Origin of the sequence: Arthrobacter sp. efr-133-R2A-120, assembly GCF_030209835.1 — a bacterium.
Taxonomy (GTDB): Bacteria; Actinomycetota; Actinomycetes; order Actinomycetales; family Micrococcaceae; genus Arthrobacter.
Genome location: NZ_JARVRF010000019.1, coordinates 110,347 through 125,801, shown reverse-complemented (window position 1 = coordinate 125,801; position 15,455 = coordinate 110,347). Strand labels below are relative to the sequence as shown.

Here is a 15,455-nt window from a genome sequence, read left to right as displayed (position 1 = left end):
TCAAGGCGCGGCTGAAGTGGAGGGGCCGAACAAACGGCCTTTACGATTCTACCGCCCACCGGGTCCCACACTCGCCAGCGTCAAGGGCGGGCGCGGATGGCCCTGAAATAGTAAGCACCCTTGCTACTATTTTCGGCGCGTGGTTAGGTGAAGGTAGGACGATTGCAAGGGAGGCTCTCGATGAGCAGTGCAACAGGATCCGATGGCAAACACGTCCGGGCCGACCGCGGCCAGGATGAAGTCCCATATGCCGCCGAACCACGGAGCGACCGGGTAGACGGTGTACGTGGAAACGGCCCCGGTTACGTTGACCGTGGCTACGTTGACGAAACGAGCAGCTATCCCGTGGTTCCCGCAGCTTCCGAGCCGGGCGCGGCCACCCGTGAGACCGTCATCGCCCGCGAAAAGGAGCAGTTCGGCGGAATCAAGATTGGCTCTGCCTTCTTCGGCTGGCTGACCGCCACGGGGATGGCCGTGCTGCTGGTCGCCCTCCTTGCGGCGGCGGGGATCGCTGTCGGGCTCGCCAACAACGCGAACGTCAGTGATGCAGTGAACCTGGCATCTTCGCAGCCCGTAGGCATTGCGGGGATCATCGCGCTCCTGGTGATCCTGTTCCTCTCCTATTATTGCGGCGGCTACGTTGCCGGACGCATGGCCCGGTTCAACGGCGTCAGGCAAGGGCTCATGGTCTGGTTTTGGGCAATTATCGTCGCCGTGCTGGTGGCGTTGCTGGGCTTGCTCGCCGGACCGCGGTTCAATATCCTCGCCAACGTGAACAGCTTCCCGAGGATTCCCGTGAATGAGGGACAGCTCAGCACAACCGGCATCATCGCCGCCGTCGTGGTGGCAGCAGTGACCCTCGCCGCCGCGGTATTGGGCGGACTGGCCGGCATGCACTACCACCGGAAGGTGGACCGCGCGGGCTTCACCCCAACAGCAGAGGACGTCGAGGCGTAGCAACGGCGGCTCCGGCCCAACTGCGCCGCTCTTTGTACCTTGGGCCCAAGGCCTTGCCATGCTGCTCGTGGAGACCCTACAAAATGCCGTGTCAGACCGCTCTGTAGTGTCGGTTCCAGGGGATTCACTCCGCCCCAGGCACAGACAGGACACACCATGAGCAGCACCGAAACCGCTTCCACGCGGGGAACCTCTCCCCGCACGCGCTGGACGTCCACGGACATCGGCCTCATCGCGGTATTCGCGGCCCTCGTGGCCGCCTCAACGCTGATTCCAGGCATTCCGGTCGGCGCCTTGGGCGTGCCGATCACCCTGCAGACCCTTACCGTCATCCTGACGGGACTCGTACTCGGCGGCGGGCGGGCTTTCGCCGCCGTCGGCCTTTACACCCTGCTCGGTTTCGCGGGACTGCCGATCTTCAGCGGCGGCCGGAGCGGGCTCGGTATCCTGGCGACGCCGTCGGCCGGCTACATCATCGCCTTTCCCTTGGCGGCGGCCGCCACCGGCTGGCTGGCAGCGATCGTGATCCGCAAGACCGTCAAGTACCGCGCCGTTTTCCTGTTTGCCGCAGCCATGATCAGCACCATCGTCCTCATCCACGGCCTCGGAGTGCTTGGCTTCATGGTCAATGGCAAGTTCGACTTCGCCAAGGCAGTCCTCGCCGACCTGCCGTACTACCCCGGGGATACCATCAAGAACGTCCTGGCGGCGATCATCGCCGTCTCGCTCCACAAGGCCTTCCCGGACATCCTGGTCCGCCGCGTCAAGTAGAGCGGGAACAATCAGTACATGAACACCATCATTCTCAGCGAAGTCTCAGTGCGCGTAGCCGTCGATGGCAGCCCGGCGCCCAAGACTTTGCTGCAGGACGTCTCGTTGGAACTCACAGAGCGACGCATCGCGGTCATCGGGGCCAACGGCTCGGGAAAGTCCACCCTGCTGCGCTTGCTCAACGGCTTGGTGGTTCCCAGCGAAGGTACCGTCAGCGTCAACGGCGCCGACAGCTTGCGGGACGTACGCCAGGTCCGCAGCCAGGTGGGCTTCGTCTTCACCGATCCCCTGTCGCAGCTGGTCATGCCTACGGGCCGGGAGGATGTTGAACTCTCCCTGCGGCGTTCCGTCAAGAACTCCAAAGAGCGCGCGGCCCGGGCGGAAGCTGTGCTGGAACGGTTCGGGCTCCTGGACCTCGCCGACCAGAGTATTTACGAGCTCTCCGGCGGAGAACGGCAGCTGCTCGCCCTCGCCGCCGTCCTCGCGGTGAACCCCGCCGTGCTGGTCCTCGACGAGCCTTCAACGCTGCTGGACCTGCGCAACCGGGAACTGCTGAGGCGAACCCTTGCAGGCCTGGAGCAACAGATCATCATGTCCACCCACGATCTCGATCTTGCCCTCGAAGCCGATCGCGCCTTGGTGGTGGATTGCGGACGGATAGTGTTCGACGGCGGAGCAGCCGACGCCGTCGAACACTACCGCGCGCTGTGCGTAGCTGAATCCCCCCAAGGCAAGGTGCAGGCGACGTGAGGGGCCGCGGGGTGCTGATCCCCAACTATGTGCGGGGCGAATCGATCGTGCACCGCACGCCGCTGTGGCTCAAGTTCCTGCTGGTTGCCGGCTGCGGCTTGGCATCGTTCCTGATCGTGGACTGGCTTGTCTCGGCGGCGGTCCTCGCAGTGATGTGCGGACTCTTCCTGCTGAGCGGTGCCGGATTCAAACGGCTCGCCCGTTCCGTGTGGCTCGTGACGCCCATCCTCGTTGCGATCGGCGCCTTCCAATGGTGGCAGCTTGGCGGCCCCGTTGCCGCGCGGATCGTGCTCAATGTGCTTGTCTGCGTCGTCGCGGCGTCGGTGCTGACCGTCACGACTCCCGTGCAGGCATTGCTGGACGGGGTGGTTGCCCTGTCCAAGCCGTTCAAGCGTTTCGGGGCGGACCCTGAGCGCTTCGCCCTGACCATCGCCATCATGCTGCGCAGCCTTCCGTTCATTGCCGGCGCGTTCTCCGATGTCCGTGACTCAGCCCGGGCAAGGGGGCTTGAACGCAATCCCCGCGCCCTGGTGTTGCCGGTGTTCATCACCACGGTTGCCTATGCGCGGCAGACCGGCGACGCCTTGGCCGCGCGCGGCCTTGGCGACTCCGAAGACTAATCGGCCGTCAACTGCGCGTACTGGAACATCGCTGCCGTGCCCATTCCACCTGCGATGCTGATCATCGCCAGCGCCAGGCTCTCCCGGCCTGGCTGATCTTCGGCGATCCTGCGGGCTTGGGCCAGCAGCCGTGTCACCAGGACAGCCCCCGACGCACCGTACGCGTGTCCCAAGGCCAGTGCGCCACCGTCAAGATTCGCCCGTTCCGGTTCCACGCCAAGCGCGTCAAGGCAGGCGAGGGTCTGCGAAGCGAACGCCTCGTTGAATTCCACGAGGTCCAGTTTCCCCGGTTCAAGACCAAGCTCCGCGAGCAATCGCTTGGCCGCCACTGAAGCTCCGATGCCCAGCAGTTCCGGCTCAACGCCCGCAGTGTCGCAGCCCAGGATGAGCAATCCGTCCGCGGCACCAAGTTGCCGTGCCCGCTGGAGTGAAGTGATCACGACGGCGGAGGCAGCGTCAGCGTCGAAGCACGAGTTTCCGGCCGTAACAGTGCCGCCCGGTACGAATGCCGGCGGGAAGCGGCCCATGAGTCCGGCCTTGAGGGATGCCCGGGGTCCGTCATCCGCCTGCACCACGGCGCCCCCTGCTTCCACGGGAACAATTTCCGGGGCGAATGCGCCCTGGGCGCTGGCAGCGACGGCGCGCTGGTGACTCCGCAAGGCGAACTCGTCCTGTCGTTCGCGGCTCACGAAGAATTCCCGTGCCACATTTTCTGCAGCCACACCCATGTCCGGGTCCCCGAACTCGGGCGGCACAAAGGTGGCGCGGGTGTAGAAGTCCGGTTCGCCGTCGGGGTCTTGATTCCTCCTGGCACGCAGCGGAGCAGTACTGATACTCTCCACTCCCCCGGCCAGGAAGACGCCATTACCGCCCGCGGCAACGAGCCGGGATGCCAAGGCGATGGCGTCGAGCCCGGAGCCGCATTGCCGGTCGACAGTCAGTCCGGGAACCCCCGCAGGCAGTCCCGCCCGCAAAGCGGCATACCGGGCCAGGTTTCCGCCCCCGCCCACCGCATTGCCGATCACGACGTCGCTGACGTCCGAGCCGGCAACACCCGTGGCTGTCAGCAGTGCGCGCAGCACGGGAGAGAGGAGCTCCTCGGCGCGAAGCGACTTCAATTGTCCGTTGGCCCGGCAAATTGGTGTGCGCAGGGCGGCGATGATCACCGGTTGGCGCGAAGGGTCCGGCCCTGTGCCCGGCTCGCGGCTAGGCAAGGGGTTTCGCCCGCGGATCGTTGTTCTCAATCCAGTCGAGCAACATTTGGCGGCTGACCTTCCCGCGGTCCGTCACGGGCAATTCGGACAGCGTGAAATACCGCAGGGGCCGCTTGTCCCGGGCGAGCAGGCCGTCAAGGCCCGTCTTCACCTGGGTTGCAGTCACGGATCCGTAGGCGGGAACGATTCCGGCGACAACTTTCTGGCCGCGGACTTCGTCCAGCATTCCAGCCGCGACGGCCGCCGAAACCCCGGGAACCGATGCCAAGGCAAGCTCCACTTCGTGGGGATAGACGTTCCTCCCGGAGGTGATGATCATGTCGGACCGACGGCCGAGGATATGCAGGACACCGGAATCCACATAGCCCTGGTCCCCCACCGTGTACCAACCGTCAAAGCAACGTAGCGCCTGGCCGTCATCGCCCCAGAGATACCCGTTGCTGACCATGCCGGACCGGACGCAGATATTCCCGTCGGCCCCTTCGGGCCGCTCCGCGCCGTCGTCGTCCATGATCTTGAGTTCGACGCCGGGAAACGGTTGGCCGATTCCCGTGCCGCCGGCGTCGAGCGGTTCACCGGCAGCGAGCCGCGTTCCGGAAACAAAGCTGAGCTCGGACGCGCCGTAGTACTCGAAAATTGCAGCATTGGGCGCCCAACGCCTGGCCGCTTCGAGGGTACGGGCGTCGAGCTTCGAGCCTGCGCAGATGATGCTCCGCACGCCGGATGCGTCCACGCCCCCGGTCAATCCGCGCTCGCTCAACAGTCGTAGCATGGTGGGCACGAGGACCAGCCGGGTGACGCCGTCGTAACTGATCGCTGCGTGGACATCGCCGACGTCGAATGTCTCCAAAGTGTGGAAGGCCGCCCCGGCATACAGGCATTCGGACAGGGCGTACAGGTTCAAGCTCGCGGCCAGCGGTCCGGGCGCGAGCGTCCTGTCCTCCGGTGTGAGCCCGAAGAACTCGATGGAGGCGTCGAACGAGACTTGCCACGAATGCCGTGAACGGGTGAAGGCTTTGGGAACGGACGTGGTTCCGGACGTCAGTCCGATCAGGAACGTGGAGTCCAGATCGCCGTCGGACAACTCGTCACCGTTGCCAAGCTCCCGGCTGGTGGCGGGCCCGGCTTGTCCGATCCTCTGGGCGACCTCATCGATCATGGCTTGCGGCCACAACGGGTCGAGCACGGCGCAGCGCCGTTCGCCGGCCACGGCGGCCGTGTAAGCCACCACGAAGTCAAGGGAATTGGGCTCGGCGAGTACCGTCGTCGCGGCCGTCTCCTCCAGGCGCAGGGTGGCGGCGTCCCGAAGGTCAGCCCAGTTGAGCCGTTTGCCGCCGACGACGACGGCGGTGTCGTCGGGGCGTTCATCGGCCCAGAGCTGAAGTTTGTCCAGAAAAGGCATCATCGAATTTTAGCCTGTGCGGTGGGTCCGCGGCTTACTGTGACGCCACTCGTGCGGTCGGGAGATCTAGGTACGACGACGGCCGGTCACCTTTCGCGAAAGGTGACCGGCCGTCGTCGTAACCTAAGCAGGGGCCTCCGCCGCCGAGGGTTCCCTGGCCGAAGCGAAGCGAGGCTAGGGAGGCGGTGGGGACCTAGATGTTGAAGCCGAGGGCCCGCATCTGGTCTTTGCCGTCGTCCGTGATCCGCTCGGGACCCCATGGCGGCATCCATACCCAGTTGAGGCGCCAGTCGTCCACGATGCCGTCGAGGGACTGGCCGACCTGCTCTTCGAGGACATCCGTCAGCGGACAGGCCGCCGTCGTCAACGTCATGTCGATGAGCAGAGCGCCGTCCTCCTCGGAGTACTTCAGACCGTAGAGCAGCCCAAGGTCCACCACGTTGACACCGAGTTCCGGGTCAATGACATCCTTGAGCGCCTCCTCGACGTCCTCGAGGCTGGTGCGAGCCGCGTTGATTTCGGTCATGGCGGGAGTCCTAACTAGGCCTGTGCTGCTGCGGCAGCAGCGATGGTGGCTGCGCCGGCGCCCGTGGCGTAACGGTCGTAGCCTTCTTCTTCGAGGCGGTCGGCCAATTCAGGGCCGCCCTCTTCGACAACCTGGCCATCGACAAACACGTGGACGAAGTCCGGCTTGATGTAGCGCAGGATGCGGGTGTAGTGGGTGATGAGCAAGGTACCCATGTTGCCCGTGGCGTGGGCGCGGTTGACGCCCTCGGAGACGACCTTGAGCGCGTCGACGTCCAGGCCGGAGTCGGTCTCGTCAAGCACGGCGAACTTCGGCTTGAAGAGTTCGAGCTGGAGGATCTCCACTCGCTTCTTCTCGCCGCCGGAGAAGCCCTCGTTGACGTTGCGCTGTGCGAAGTCGGCGTCGATACGCAGTTGCTGCATGGCCGCCTTGACGTCCTTGGTCCAGGTGCGGAGGGCGGGAGCTTCGCCGTCGATTGCGGTCTTGGCGGTGCGCAGGAAGTTGGTCATGGTGACGCCCGGAACCTCTACGGGGTACTGCATGGCCAGGAAGACGCCTGCGCGGGCGCGCTGGTCAACGCTCATGGCCAGCACGTCTTCGCCGTCGAGCGTGATGGTGCCGCGTGTGACGTTGTAGCGCGGGTGGCCGGCAATGGTGGACGCCAGGGTGGACTTGCCCGAACCGTTGGGGCCCATGATCGCGTGGGTCTCGCCGGTCTTGATGGTCAGGCTGACGCCCTTCAGGATCTCTTTGGTGCCCTGCTCCGTCTCGATGCTGACGTGCAGGTCCTTGATCTCAAGAGTAGACATGCTCTTCTTTCTTTCGTAAGTCTTTAGGCACTTGGCGCTCAGTAGTTCTGTACTGAGGCGCCGTTCACAACGTTGGTCACGTCCACGTAGACGTCGTCGCCGTCGAGGCTGACGGCGAAGACCGGGACGGGGTCGTAGGCAGGGAGCTGCAAGGGCTGTCCGGTGCGGAGATCGAACTGGGAACCGTGGCCCCAGCATTCGATCGCGCAGCCTTCGATTTCGCCCTCGGAGAGCGAAATGTCCGCATGCGAGCAGGTGTCGCCGATGGCGTGGATCTGACCCATCGAGTCCTTGACGATGGCTACGGGGTAGTCATCGATCAGGATGCGCAGCGCCTGCTTGACCTGGATCTCGTTGGCGTTGCATACCAGTTCGCCTTGTGGCTGATCGCTCATAGTCTGTTTTCCCTGCTTGGCTTGTATTAGTTGTCGCTCGCGGCGAGCTCACGCTCAACAGCTTCGGTCAGGCGCTCTTCGAGTGCCGGTACCTTGATCTGCTGGATGATCTCGTTGAGGAAGCCGCGGACCACCAATCGGCGGGCTACGTCTTCAGGGATGCCGCGTGCCATGAGGTAGAACAGGTGTTCGTCATCGAAGCGGCCGGTGGCGCTGGCGTGGCCGGCACCCTCGATCAGGCCCGTTTCAATTTCCAGGTTCGGCACCGAGTCGGCGCGCGCACCGTCCGTGAGGACCAGGTTGCGGTTGGCCTCGTAGGTATCGGTGCCTTCGGCTTCCTTGCGGATCAGGACGTCGCCAACCCACACCGTATGCGCGTTGCGGCCTTGCAGGGCGCCCTTGTACAGGACGTTGGACTTGCAGTTGGCCACGGCGTGGTCAACGAACAAGCGCTGCTCAAGGTGCTGTCCGGCGTCGGCGAAGTACAGGCCGAACATCTCGGCTTCAGCGCCCGGTGCAGTGAAGCGCGTGGACGGAGTCATGCGCACGACGTCGCCGCCGAGGCTGACCACGATGTGCTTGAACTTGGCGTCACGGCCCAGCTTGGCCTGCTGCGACGAGGCGTGAACGGCGTCGTCGTTCCATTCCTGGAGCGAGATGACCGTCAGGTCGGCACCGTCTTCGACGAGGATTTCGACGTTCTCGGAAACGATCGCGCTGCCCTGGTGGTCCAGGACGATCCGGGACTTGGAGAAGCGCCCTGCCACGATCACTATGTGCTGGGCGGAAGCTTCCGTGGAGGTGCCGGTCAGCAGGACGGACACTTCGCCGTCGAGCTGGAGCTCGGCGGGCACCGTGATGACGGTGGCCTCCTTGAAGTTCTCCCAAGCGTTGGCGGACACGCGGTCCTCCGGAATGGCCGCCGACCCGATGCGGGCATCGTCCCGCCCCACGGTCTCGACGACGACGCCCTCCGGGGCGGTAACGGCGACCGACGGTGCCGAACCGGAGAGGACCTCGTTGTGAAGGCCGCGAAGGCGCTTGAGCGGGGTGAAGCGCCAGTCTTCTTCCAGCCCGGTGAGGGGCTTGAAGTCGGCCAGCTTGTACGAGGTCAGTCGACCTGCGCGTGAGCTGTCCGGAATTCCAACGCCGCCGCCGTGGGAGTGGCTCTTGGCCGAGGCGCCTGCAAGCGGTCCGGCCGAAGGAGCCTGTTCCAAGGCCTTTTCCGAGGTGGAAGACGTGTTCGTGCCGGTGTTGACGGGCGAGAGGTTCTCGCCTTCTTCGGTGAAGCCGTCGATAAATGGCTGTGCCGAGGGCGCGCCGATGCGGGCCTTTTCAGTAGTGATTTCAGTCATTGCTAACCGACGGATCCTTCCATCTGCAGTTCAATCAGGCGGTTGAGTTCAAGGGCGTATTCCATAGGCAACTCACGGGCAATCGGCTCAATGAAGCCGCGCACGATCATGGCCATGGCCTCGTCCTCGGGCATACCGCGGGACATCAGATAGAAGAGCTGCTCCTCGCTGACTCGGGAAACGGTGGCCTCGTGACCCATCACCACGTCATCCTCGCGGATGTCGATGTAGGGATAGGTGTCGGAACGGGAAATGGTGTCTACCAACAAAGCGTCGCAACGCACGGTGTTGGCGGAGTGCTTGGCGCCTTCGCGGACCTGGACCAGGCCTCGGTACGCTGCACGGCCGCCGCCGCGGGCCACGGACTTGGAGATGATTGAGCTCTTGGTGTTCGGCGCGATGTGGACCATCTTCGAGCCGGTGTCCTGGTGCTGGCCTTCGCCGGCGAACGCGATCGACAGGGTCTCACCCTTGGCGTGCTCGCCGACCAGGTAGACGGCCGGATACTTCATGGTCACCTTGGAGCCGATGTTGCCATCAATCCATTCCATGGTGGCGCCTTCTTCGCAGATGGCACGCTTGGTGACCAGGTTGTACACGTTGGTCGACCAGTTCTGGATGGTCGTGTAACGGACGCGGGCGCCCTTCTTCACGATGATTTCCACCACGGCGGAGTGCAGCGAGTCCGAAGTGTAGATCGGAGCGGTGCAGCCTTCGATGTAGTGGACGTAGGAGTCCTCATCCGCGATGATCAGCGTGCGCTCGAACTGGCCCATGTTCTCGGTGTTGATGCGGAAGTAGGCCTGCAGCGGGATGTCCACGTGGACGCCCTTGGGGACATACACGAAGGAACCGCCGGACCAAACGGCCGTGTTCAACGACGCGAACTTGTTGTCGCCCACCGGAATGATGGTGCCGAAGTACTCCTGGAAGATCTCCGGGTGCTCGCGAAGCGCGGTGTCGGTGTCCAGGAAGATCACGCCCTGCTTTTCCAGGTCCTCGCGGATCTGGTGGTACACGACCTCGGACTCATACTGCGCGGCCACGCCGGACACGAGGCGGCTGCGCTCGGCTTCCGGGATGCCCAGCTTCTCGTAGGTGTTGCGGATGTCCTCGGGGAGGTCTTCCCACGTGGCAGCCTGCTTCTCGGTGGAGCGCACGAAATACTTGATGTTGTCGAAGTCGATGCCGGAGAGGTCTGCACCCCAGGTGGGCATGGGCTTGCGGTCGAAGTACTTCAAGCCCTTGAGGCGCAGGTCCAGCATCCATTCCGGCTCGTTCTTCTTCGCCGAAATGTCGCGGACTACCTCTTCGTTGAGACCACGGCGTGCGTTTGCGCCGACGTCGTTCTTGTCAGCCCATCCGTACTCGTAGTTGCCAATACCGTGCAGCTCGGGATTCTTCTCCAGAATCTCCGAGATCACAGCACCGTCAGCTAGCGCTTTCTCTGCTGTTCCTTCAGCTAATTGACCCGTCATCACGGCCTTTCTTACTGATTGTTTGATTCGACATGGGGCGTGGCCCGCAGCTTTGGAAACCCGAGGGCCTCCTTGGCGGCTGGCCTGCCGGTAGGAATGTGGGTGGTGCAGACATGTCCGCCCTGCGCGAGGGTAGAGAGCCTGCGGACATCGACGCCGACCAAACGGGAAAACAGTTCGGTCTCGGTGTCGCAAAAAACGGGAAATTCCGCGGCGAGCTGCTGGATGGGGCAATGGCCCTGGCACAGCTGGACACTTGAGAGGGAAGCGGGCAGGGGCGCCTTGGTCTCAATCGATGCAGCCGATGCAACATATCCGTCCCTGCTAAGCGCCTTCGACAGCGCCACAGCGCGGGCCGTTATGTCGGACCCTGCCCGGTCGATTTCGGGTGCATAGCGCTGTTCCATCTCGGCGAAGCGCTCTACCGCATAGTCCCTGACAGCTTCCTCGCCTGCGAGGTCCCTCAGGCGCCGCAAGGCGGAACTGGCAATGTTCAAGTAGTCATCCCCGAGCTTCGACTGCCCCCGTGAGCTGAGGACATAGCGACGGGCCGGCCGGCCCGCGCCGGCTCCTGCCTTCGCGACGCGCTTTACCTCTATGACCCCGGCACGCTGGAGGTGATCCAGATGCCGGCGGACAGCTGCGGGCGTGAAACCCAGCATGTCGCCGAGTTCAGCTGCGCTGACGGGACCGTGCTCCAACACCGCATTGAGAACGCGGTCCCGGGTACGGTCTTCCGCGTCAGCCACGCCGACGGCGGTCCCATCGGCCACAGACATGACCGCGCTGTGCCCTGCGGGCACGGAAACAGAACTCCTCATGGAATACACAACACAATCATGTCGTAATTTAGTCCGTGCATCCAGTAAGGCAAGGCTGGCCTGCGGCACCTTGCCCGCCGCACCCCTACTACTTCACGTAGAATACTTTGGTGCGATCCCCCGAATCCCCTGTCCTCACCATCGATGGACTCATCAAGGACGTTGGCCCGCTGGCTTCCCTTGACGGCAAGATGCTCCGGGTAGTCAGCGACCTGTCAATGTTCGCAGAACACGGCCAGATCACGGCTTTGCTGGGCGCCAACGGCGCGGGCAAGACAACGACGCTCGAATGCGCGCAAGGCCTTCAAAAGCGTACCGGCGGCCGCATCGGGCTCCTCGGCGAAGACCCTGACGCCGCCGGCGCGAACCTTCGTTCGCGCGTCGGCGTGATGCTGCAGGACGGCGGCCTCCCGCCGTCGGCCCGTCCCATCCCATTGCTTCGGCACATCGCAGGCATGTACCAGAACCCCCTTCCCCTGGACGGACTCGTCGAGCGCTTGGGCATCGACACCTTCAGCCGCACCGGCGTCCGCCGTTTGTCCGGAGGCCAAAAGCAGCGGCTCTCGCTCGCGGCTGCCCTGATCGGCAATCCCGAAGTCCTGTTCCTGGACGAGCCCAGCGCAGGGCTCGATCCCCAGTCCCGCCAAATCGTCTTTGAACTCATCGCCGAACTGCGGGATGCAGGCATGGGCATCATCCTCACCACGCACCTCATGGACGACGCCCAACGGCTTGCGGACTATGTGTACATCATCGACGCCGGCCGCAACGTAGCGGAGGGCACCGTCGCCGACTTGTTGAGCCACGGCCATGAGGCCATGGACGGGGTAACCGAACGCACCCTGTTTTTCGACGCCCCGGCCGGACTCGACATTGCGGCAGCCATCGGAGATGAACTGACCATCACCGAAAGCCGCGCGGGCAGCTACGCGATCGCAGGCACGCTGACGCCGCAACATCTGGCGAAGCTGACGGCATGGTGGGCCGAGAAGGGCATCATGCCGGCGTCCCTCCGCTTGGAGGCTCGCAGCTTGGAAGACGTCTTCCTGGACATCTCCGGAAGGGACATCCGATGACCAGTGCCATCCCCGTGCGCAGCACACCCCACGCCGGACCGGCGCCCTTGATGCGCAGGATCCTGCTGCAGGGCCGCTACGAAACGTTGACTATGATCCGGAACGGCGAGCAGCTGATCCTCGCAGTGATCATGCCGTTGCTGGCCTTGGTGGGACTCACCGTCACACCCCTGCTCGATGGCTTGGGTGCCAACCGGGTGGACATCGCGACCCCGGGCGTCCTCGCTCTGTGCGCCATGTCCACGGCGTTCACCGGCCAAGGCATCGCCACCGGCTTCGACCGCCGCTACGGTGTGCTCCGCTTCCTCTCGACCACTCCCCTGGGCCGGACCGGCCTCATTGCAGGCAAGATCATCGCCGTCTTGGCCGTCCTGGTCCTCCAGGTCCTGGTGATAGGCGCCGTGGCCGCGCTGCTGGGCTGGCATCCGCGTCCCGAAGGCTGGCTTCCGGGCCTGGGCCTTCTGGTTCTCGGCGCTGCAGCCTTCACTGCGCTCGGGCTCCTGGTTGCCGGTACCGTGCGGCCGGAGGCAACCCTCGCCATCACCAACCTGCTCTGGATCTTGCTGGGCGCCCTCGGCGGAATCGTGGTCCCTGCCGAGCGTTTGCCCGAACTGGCGCAGAACGTCGTGCACTTCCTGCCCTCGGGAGCACTGGGGCAGTCTCTCAGGGACGCTTTCCTCCACGGCAACGTCTCCCTGCCCTACGTTCTTGTGCTGCTGCTGTGGACCATCGTCCCTGGCGCGGCCGCCGTCCGCTGGTTCAAATGGAACTGAGCGTCCCCTTGTGGAACCGAACCGTCAGCGTGAATTGAGTACCGAGAATTGAGAAAACTGTGAGCACGGCTTCCCGCCTCCCGAAGTCCATCCAGCAGTTGACCGCCAAGCTTCCCACGGAGGTCAACAGCACCATCCGCAGGCTGGCGATGTTGTCACTGATCGGCCAGGTGGTCCTGGTGGTCACCGGCGGCGCGGTCCGGCTGACATCCTCAGGCCTCGGCTGCCCCACGTGGCCGCGCTGCACCAGCGGTTCGCTTGTGAACACGCCAGAGATGGGCATCCACGGCTTCATCGAATTCGGCAACCGCATGTTGACGTTCGCATTGGCAGCCGTCGCCGTCCTGATGCTGGTGTATTTGTGGAACCTCCGCAAAGAACGTCGCGACCTTTTCCTCCTGGCTGTGGGCCTGCTCGCGAGCATTCCGGCACAGGCCATCATCGGCGGCATTACCGTGCTGTCCAATCTGAACCCGTGGGTTGTCGGCCTGCACTTCCTGGTTTCGATGGCCCTGGTTGTCTTCTCCACGCTCCTGGTCAACCGCGCCTATGGCCGGACCGGCCGCTTCATGAAGCGGACACTGGCAGCGATTCCGGGCGCCATGAGCCCCGTGATGACCGCCGTCGCGTTCTTCTCGGTAGTCGCTGTGTGCCTGGGCGTCGTGGTGACTGGCGCCGGACCCCACGCCGGCGACGCTAACGCGCCGCGCAACGATCTCGACTGGGACCTCTTTTCGCACATCCACGCAGTGCCCGCATACCTCATCACGGCGGGAGCCGTCTTCGCCGTCTACTTCGTCCTGCGTAAGGGAATCACCGGCCTGTTCCGCACAGCTGCCCTGCTGCTGCTCGCCGTGACGGTCCTGCAGGCGGTCATTGGCTTTACCCAGTACTACAACGGCATCCCTGCCTTCCTGGTAGGCGCACACATGTTGGGTGCCGCCCTGCTCATGAGTGCCGCAACGAACGCCGCGGATGTGGCCCGGTTCAGCCCGAAAGTCTAGTTCAGACCTAAGCTCTAGCCCCCGGGCGGTTGCCCGCCTCCGCCTTAGCCAAAGGGAAGACCCTCTTTCGCATCATGCGATGTGAAAGAGGGTCTTCTGTTTTGGCCCTATAGGTGAGCGGGCGTTTGGGGAAACGGCCCTAAAGGTGAGCGGGCGTTTGGGGAAATGGCGTCATAAGTGAGCGAGCGTCCTTCGGTGACGGGGACGCCGACGGCGCGCGTAACGGGGCCGTCAGCGGCCGATGATCGGGGAGCCGATGAACGGGTCCACCGCAAGGGCAATGAAGAGAAGCGTCAGGTAGCTGATGGAACCGTGGAAGACCTTCATGGCTCCCTTGTTCGAGACGTCGCCGCCCTGTGCACGGTTGTAGAGGGCGTGTGATTCATACAGGAACCAGGCGCCCGCGAGGACGGCGGCGATGGTGTACACCCAACCCGCGCGGCCCACCGGCACCAAAAGCAGCGAGCACGCAACCATGGCCCACGCGTACAGGACCACCTGGACCGAAACCACCTTGGCGCCGGCGATGGCACCCAGCATGGGGACGTTGGCGTTGCGGTAGTCCTCGCCGTACCGCATGGACAGCGGCCAGTAGTGCGGAGGAGTCCACAGGAAGATCACCATGAAGAGCACGATGGCGGGCCACTCAACCGTGTTTGTCACGGCTGCCCAGGCGATCAGCACCGGGAAGCAGCCGGCGGCACCGCCCCACACGATGTTCTGTGCCGTGCGGCGCTTGAGGATCATCGTGTAGATGACAACGTAGAAAACAATCGCACCAAGGCCGAGCCAAGCCGAGAGCGGGTTGGCCCCGAACCACAGGATGGCAATCGAGGCAGCTCCAAGGATCCAAGCGAAGACGAGTGCTTCGCGGGGAGTGACTTCGCCCGTTACGAGGGGCCGCTTTTCAGTGCGGTGCATCAACTTGTCGATGTCGCGGTCGATGTAACAGTTGAAGACCCCTGCGCTGCCGGCGGCAAAGGCGCCGCCCACCAATGTGGCCAGGATCAACCCGATGGAAGGAAAACCCCGCTGCGCGAAGATCATGGTGGGCAAGGTGCTGACCAGCAGCAACTCGATCACTCGGGGTTTGGTCAGTGCCAGATACGCCTTGAACTTTCGGGACATTCCGCCCTTCCCCACAGCCGGGGAAGCATTGAGGGGCGTATCTGTTGTGCTCACGTTGGCAGTCACTCTGTTCTTTGCTGGTGTTGTCAAGGCGGGTTTCTCGCGGCGGCGGCACCTCGCTTCGGCCTCCAGATATCATACCGTGGCCTGTCCGACGCCACGGCACCCGGATTTTTCGTGTGTTTCCGAAAGTTCACCGGCACTTTGACGTCGCGGTGATTCATAAAACGGAATTTGCGTCCATTTTTTGAGATTCCCACCATTTGGGCCCGCGAACCGGGCTAAGCTGTCTGCAGATCAGCTCACGCAAGGTTTCCGAGAAAGCGTATTCTCAGATCTGCATGTCTGGATGATAGATCAACGTTTCAATGGTGAA

General features: G+C 63.8%; 16 protein-coding genes. 7 read left to right on the top strand and 9 right to left on the bottom strand.

The window, feature by feature from the left end; genetic code table 11:
- Positions 1–180 precede the first annotated feature (180 nt).
- The 4 genes from QRN52_RS11215 (at position 181) to QRN52_RS11200 (ending at position 3,098) form a co-directional block, all read left to right on the top strand.
- Entirely contained in the window at positions 181–957 is a 777-nt protein-coding gene (locus QRN52_RS11215; RefSeq protein WP_284752794.1) for a hypothetical protein, read from the top strand.
- A 156-nt stretch (positions 958–1,113) separates the two neighbouring features.
- On the top strand, positions 1,114–1,728 hold the full coding sequence (locus QRN52_RS11210) for a biotin transporter BioY (protein WP_284752793.1): 615 nt from the start codon (positions 1,114–1,116) through the stop codon (positions 1,726–1,728).
- An 18-nt stretch (positions 1,729–1,746) separates the two neighbouring features.
- Positions 1,747–2,478: an energy-coupling factor ABC transporter ATP-binding protein gene (locus tag QRN52_RS11205; protein ID WP_284752792.1), complete on the top strand. Its 732-nt coding sequence runs from the start codon at positions 1,747–1,749 to the stop codon at positions 2,476–2,478.
- Complete coding sequence (locus tag QRN52_RS11200; RefSeq protein ID WP_284752791.1) at positions 2,475–3,098, top strand: energy-coupling factor transporter transmembrane component T family protein; 624 nt, start codon at positions 2,475–2,477, stop codon at positions 3,096–3,098. Before QRN52_RS11205 ends, QRN52_RS11200 begins: the two co-directional genes overlap by 4 nt.
- Here the strand turns inward: QRN52_RS11200 and QRN52_RS11195 are convergent.
- The 8 genes from QRN52_RS11195 to QRN52_RS11160 form a co-directional block, all read right to left on the bottom strand.
- Positions 3,095–4,312, bottom strand: a complete 1,218-nt coding sequence (locus QRN52_RS11195; protein WP_284752790.1) for a thiolase family protein — start codon at positions 4,310–4,312, stop codon at positions 3,095–3,097. The two genes, QRN52_RS11200 and QRN52_RS11195, sit on opposite strands and share 4 nt — an antisense overlap.
- Positions 4,305–5,714 carry a class I adenylate-forming enzyme family protein gene (locus QRN52_RS11190; RefSeq protein ID WP_284752789.1) on the bottom strand — a complete coding sequence of 470 codons (1,410 nt, stop codon included), beginning with the start codon at positions 5,712–5,714 and terminating at the stop codon, positions 4,305–4,307. The genes QRN52_RS11195 and QRN52_RS11190 overlap by 8 nt, the downstream gene beginning before the upstream one ends.
- A 193-nt stretch (positions 5,715–5,907) precedes the next feature.
- Entirely contained in the window at positions 5,908–6,240 is a 333-nt protein-coding gene (locus QRN52_RS11185) for a metal-sulfur cluster assembly factor (protein WP_059389266.1), read from the bottom strand.
- A gap of 14 nt (positions 6,241–6,254) precedes the next feature.
- Positions 6,255–7,049, bottom strand: a complete 795-nt coding sequence (gene sufC, locus QRN52_RS11180; protein WP_184735326.1) for a Fe-S cluster assembly ATPase SufC — start codon at positions 7,047–7,049, stop codon at positions 6,255–6,257.
- A 38-nt stretch (positions 7,050–7,087) separates the two neighbouring features.
- The gene (locus QRN52_RS11175; RefSeq protein WP_284752788.1) at positions 7,088–7,444 is read right to left on the bottom strand and encodes a non-heme iron oxygenase ferredoxin subunit; all 357 of its coding nucleotides are present in this window, start codon (positions 7,442–7,444) and stop codon (positions 7,088–7,090) included.
- A gap of 26 nt (positions 7,445–7,470) precedes the next feature.
- The gene (sufD, locus tag QRN52_RS11170) at positions 7,471–8,799 is read right to left on the bottom strand and encodes a Fe-S cluster assembly protein SufD (RefSeq protein WP_284752787.1); all 1,329 of its coding nucleotides are present in this window, start codon (positions 8,797–8,799) and stop codon (positions 7,471–7,473) included.
- A gap of 2 nt (positions 8,800–8,801) precedes the next feature.
- Positions 8,802–10,277 (bottom strand): Fe-S cluster assembly protein SufB, encoded by a 1,476-nt coding sequence (sufB, locus tag QRN52_RS11165; RefSeq protein WP_284752786.1) that lies wholly within the window; start codon positions 10,275–10,277, stop codon positions 8,802–8,804.
- Between the two features lie 11 nt (positions 10,278–10,288).
- Positions 10,289–11,056, bottom strand: coding sequence for a helix-turn-helix transcriptional regulator (locus QRN52_RS11160; protein ID WP_284752822.1), 768 nt, complete (start codon positions 11,054–11,056; stop codon positions 10,289–10,291).
- A gap of 152 nt (positions 11,057–11,208) precedes the next feature.
- Here QRN52_RS11160 and QRN52_RS11155 point away from each other — a divergent pair, with 152 nt between their 5' ends.
- The 3 genes from QRN52_RS11155 to QRN52_RS11145 are packed head-to-tail and all read left to right on the top strand — an operon-like array spanning position 11,209 to position 13,951.
- Positions 11,209–12,174 (top strand): ABC transporter ATP-binding protein, encoded by a 966-nt coding sequence (locus tag QRN52_RS11155; RefSeq protein WP_284752785.1) that lies wholly within the window; start codon positions 11,209–11,211, stop codon positions 12,172–12,174.
- A complete protein-coding gene (locus QRN52_RS11150; protein ID WP_284752784.1) occupies positions 12,171–12,947 on the top strand; it encodes an ABC transporter permease in 777 nt (258 codons plus the stop codon). The genes QRN52_RS11155 and QRN52_RS11150 overlap by 4 nt, the downstream gene beginning before the upstream one ends.
- 59 nt (positions 12,948–13,006) lie before the next feature.
- The gene (locus QRN52_RS11145; RefSeq protein ID WP_284752783.1) at positions 13,007–13,951 is read left to right on the top strand and encodes a COX15/CtaA family protein; all 945 of its coding nucleotides are present in this window, start codon (positions 13,007–13,009) and stop codon (positions 13,949–13,951) included.
- 231 nt (positions 13,952–14,182) lie between these two features.
- Here QRN52_RS11145 and QRN52_RS11140 read toward each other — a convergent pair whose 3' ends face one another.
- Positions 14,183–15,145, bottom strand: coding sequence for a heme o synthase (locus tag QRN52_RS11140; protein ID WP_284752821.1), 963 nt, complete (start codon positions 15,143–15,145; stop codon positions 14,183–14,185).
- Between the last annotated feature and the right edge of the window lie 310 nt (positions 15,146–15,455).

Excerpts from the sequence above, each read along its gene's own strand:
- QRN52_RS11215 (WP_284752794.1), top strand. The coding sequence starts at position 181 with ATGAGCAGTGCAACAGGATCCGATGGCAAACACGTCCGGGCCGACCGC.
- QRN52_RS11210 (WP_284752793.1), top strand. The coding sequence starts at position 1,114 with ATGAGCAGCACCGAAACCGCTTCCACGCGGGGAACCTCTCCCCGCACG.
- QRN52_RS11205 (WP_284752792.1), top strand. The coding sequence starts at position 1,747 with ATGAACACCATCATTCTCAGCGAAGTCTCAGTGCGCGTAGCCGTCGAT.
- QRN52_RS11190 (WP_284752789.1), bottom strand. The coding sequence starts at position 5,714 with ATGCCTTTTCTGGACAAACTTCAGCTCTGGGCCGATGAACGCCCCGAC.
- QRN52_RS11185 (WP_059389266.1), bottom strand. The coding sequence starts at position 6,240 with ATGACCGAAATCAACGCGGCTCGCACCAGCCTCGAGGACGTCGAGGAG.
- sufC (WP_184735326.1), bottom strand. The coding sequence starts at position 7,049 with ATGTCTACTCTTGAGATCAAGGACCTGCACGTCAGCATCGAGACGGAG.
- QRN52_RS11175 (WP_284752788.1), bottom strand. The coding sequence starts at position 7,444 with ATGAGCGATCAGCCACAAGGCGAACTGGTATGCAACGCCAACGAGATC.
- sufD (WP_284752787.1), bottom strand. The coding sequence starts at position 8,799 with ATGACTGAAATCACTACTGAAAAGGCCCGCATCGGCGCGCCCTCGGCA.
- sufB (WP_284752786.1), bottom strand. The coding sequence starts at position 10,277 with ATGACGGGTCAATTAGCTGAAGGAACAGCAGAGAAAGCGCTAGCTGAC.
- QRN52_RS11160 (WP_284752822.1), bottom strand. The coding sequence starts at position 11,056 with ATGTCTGTGGCCGATGGGACCGCCGTCGGCGTGGCTGACGCGGAAGAC.
- QRN52_RS11150 (WP_284752784.1), top strand. The coding sequence starts at position 12,171 with ATGACCAGTGCCATCCCCGTGCGCAGCACACCCCACGCCGGACCGGCG.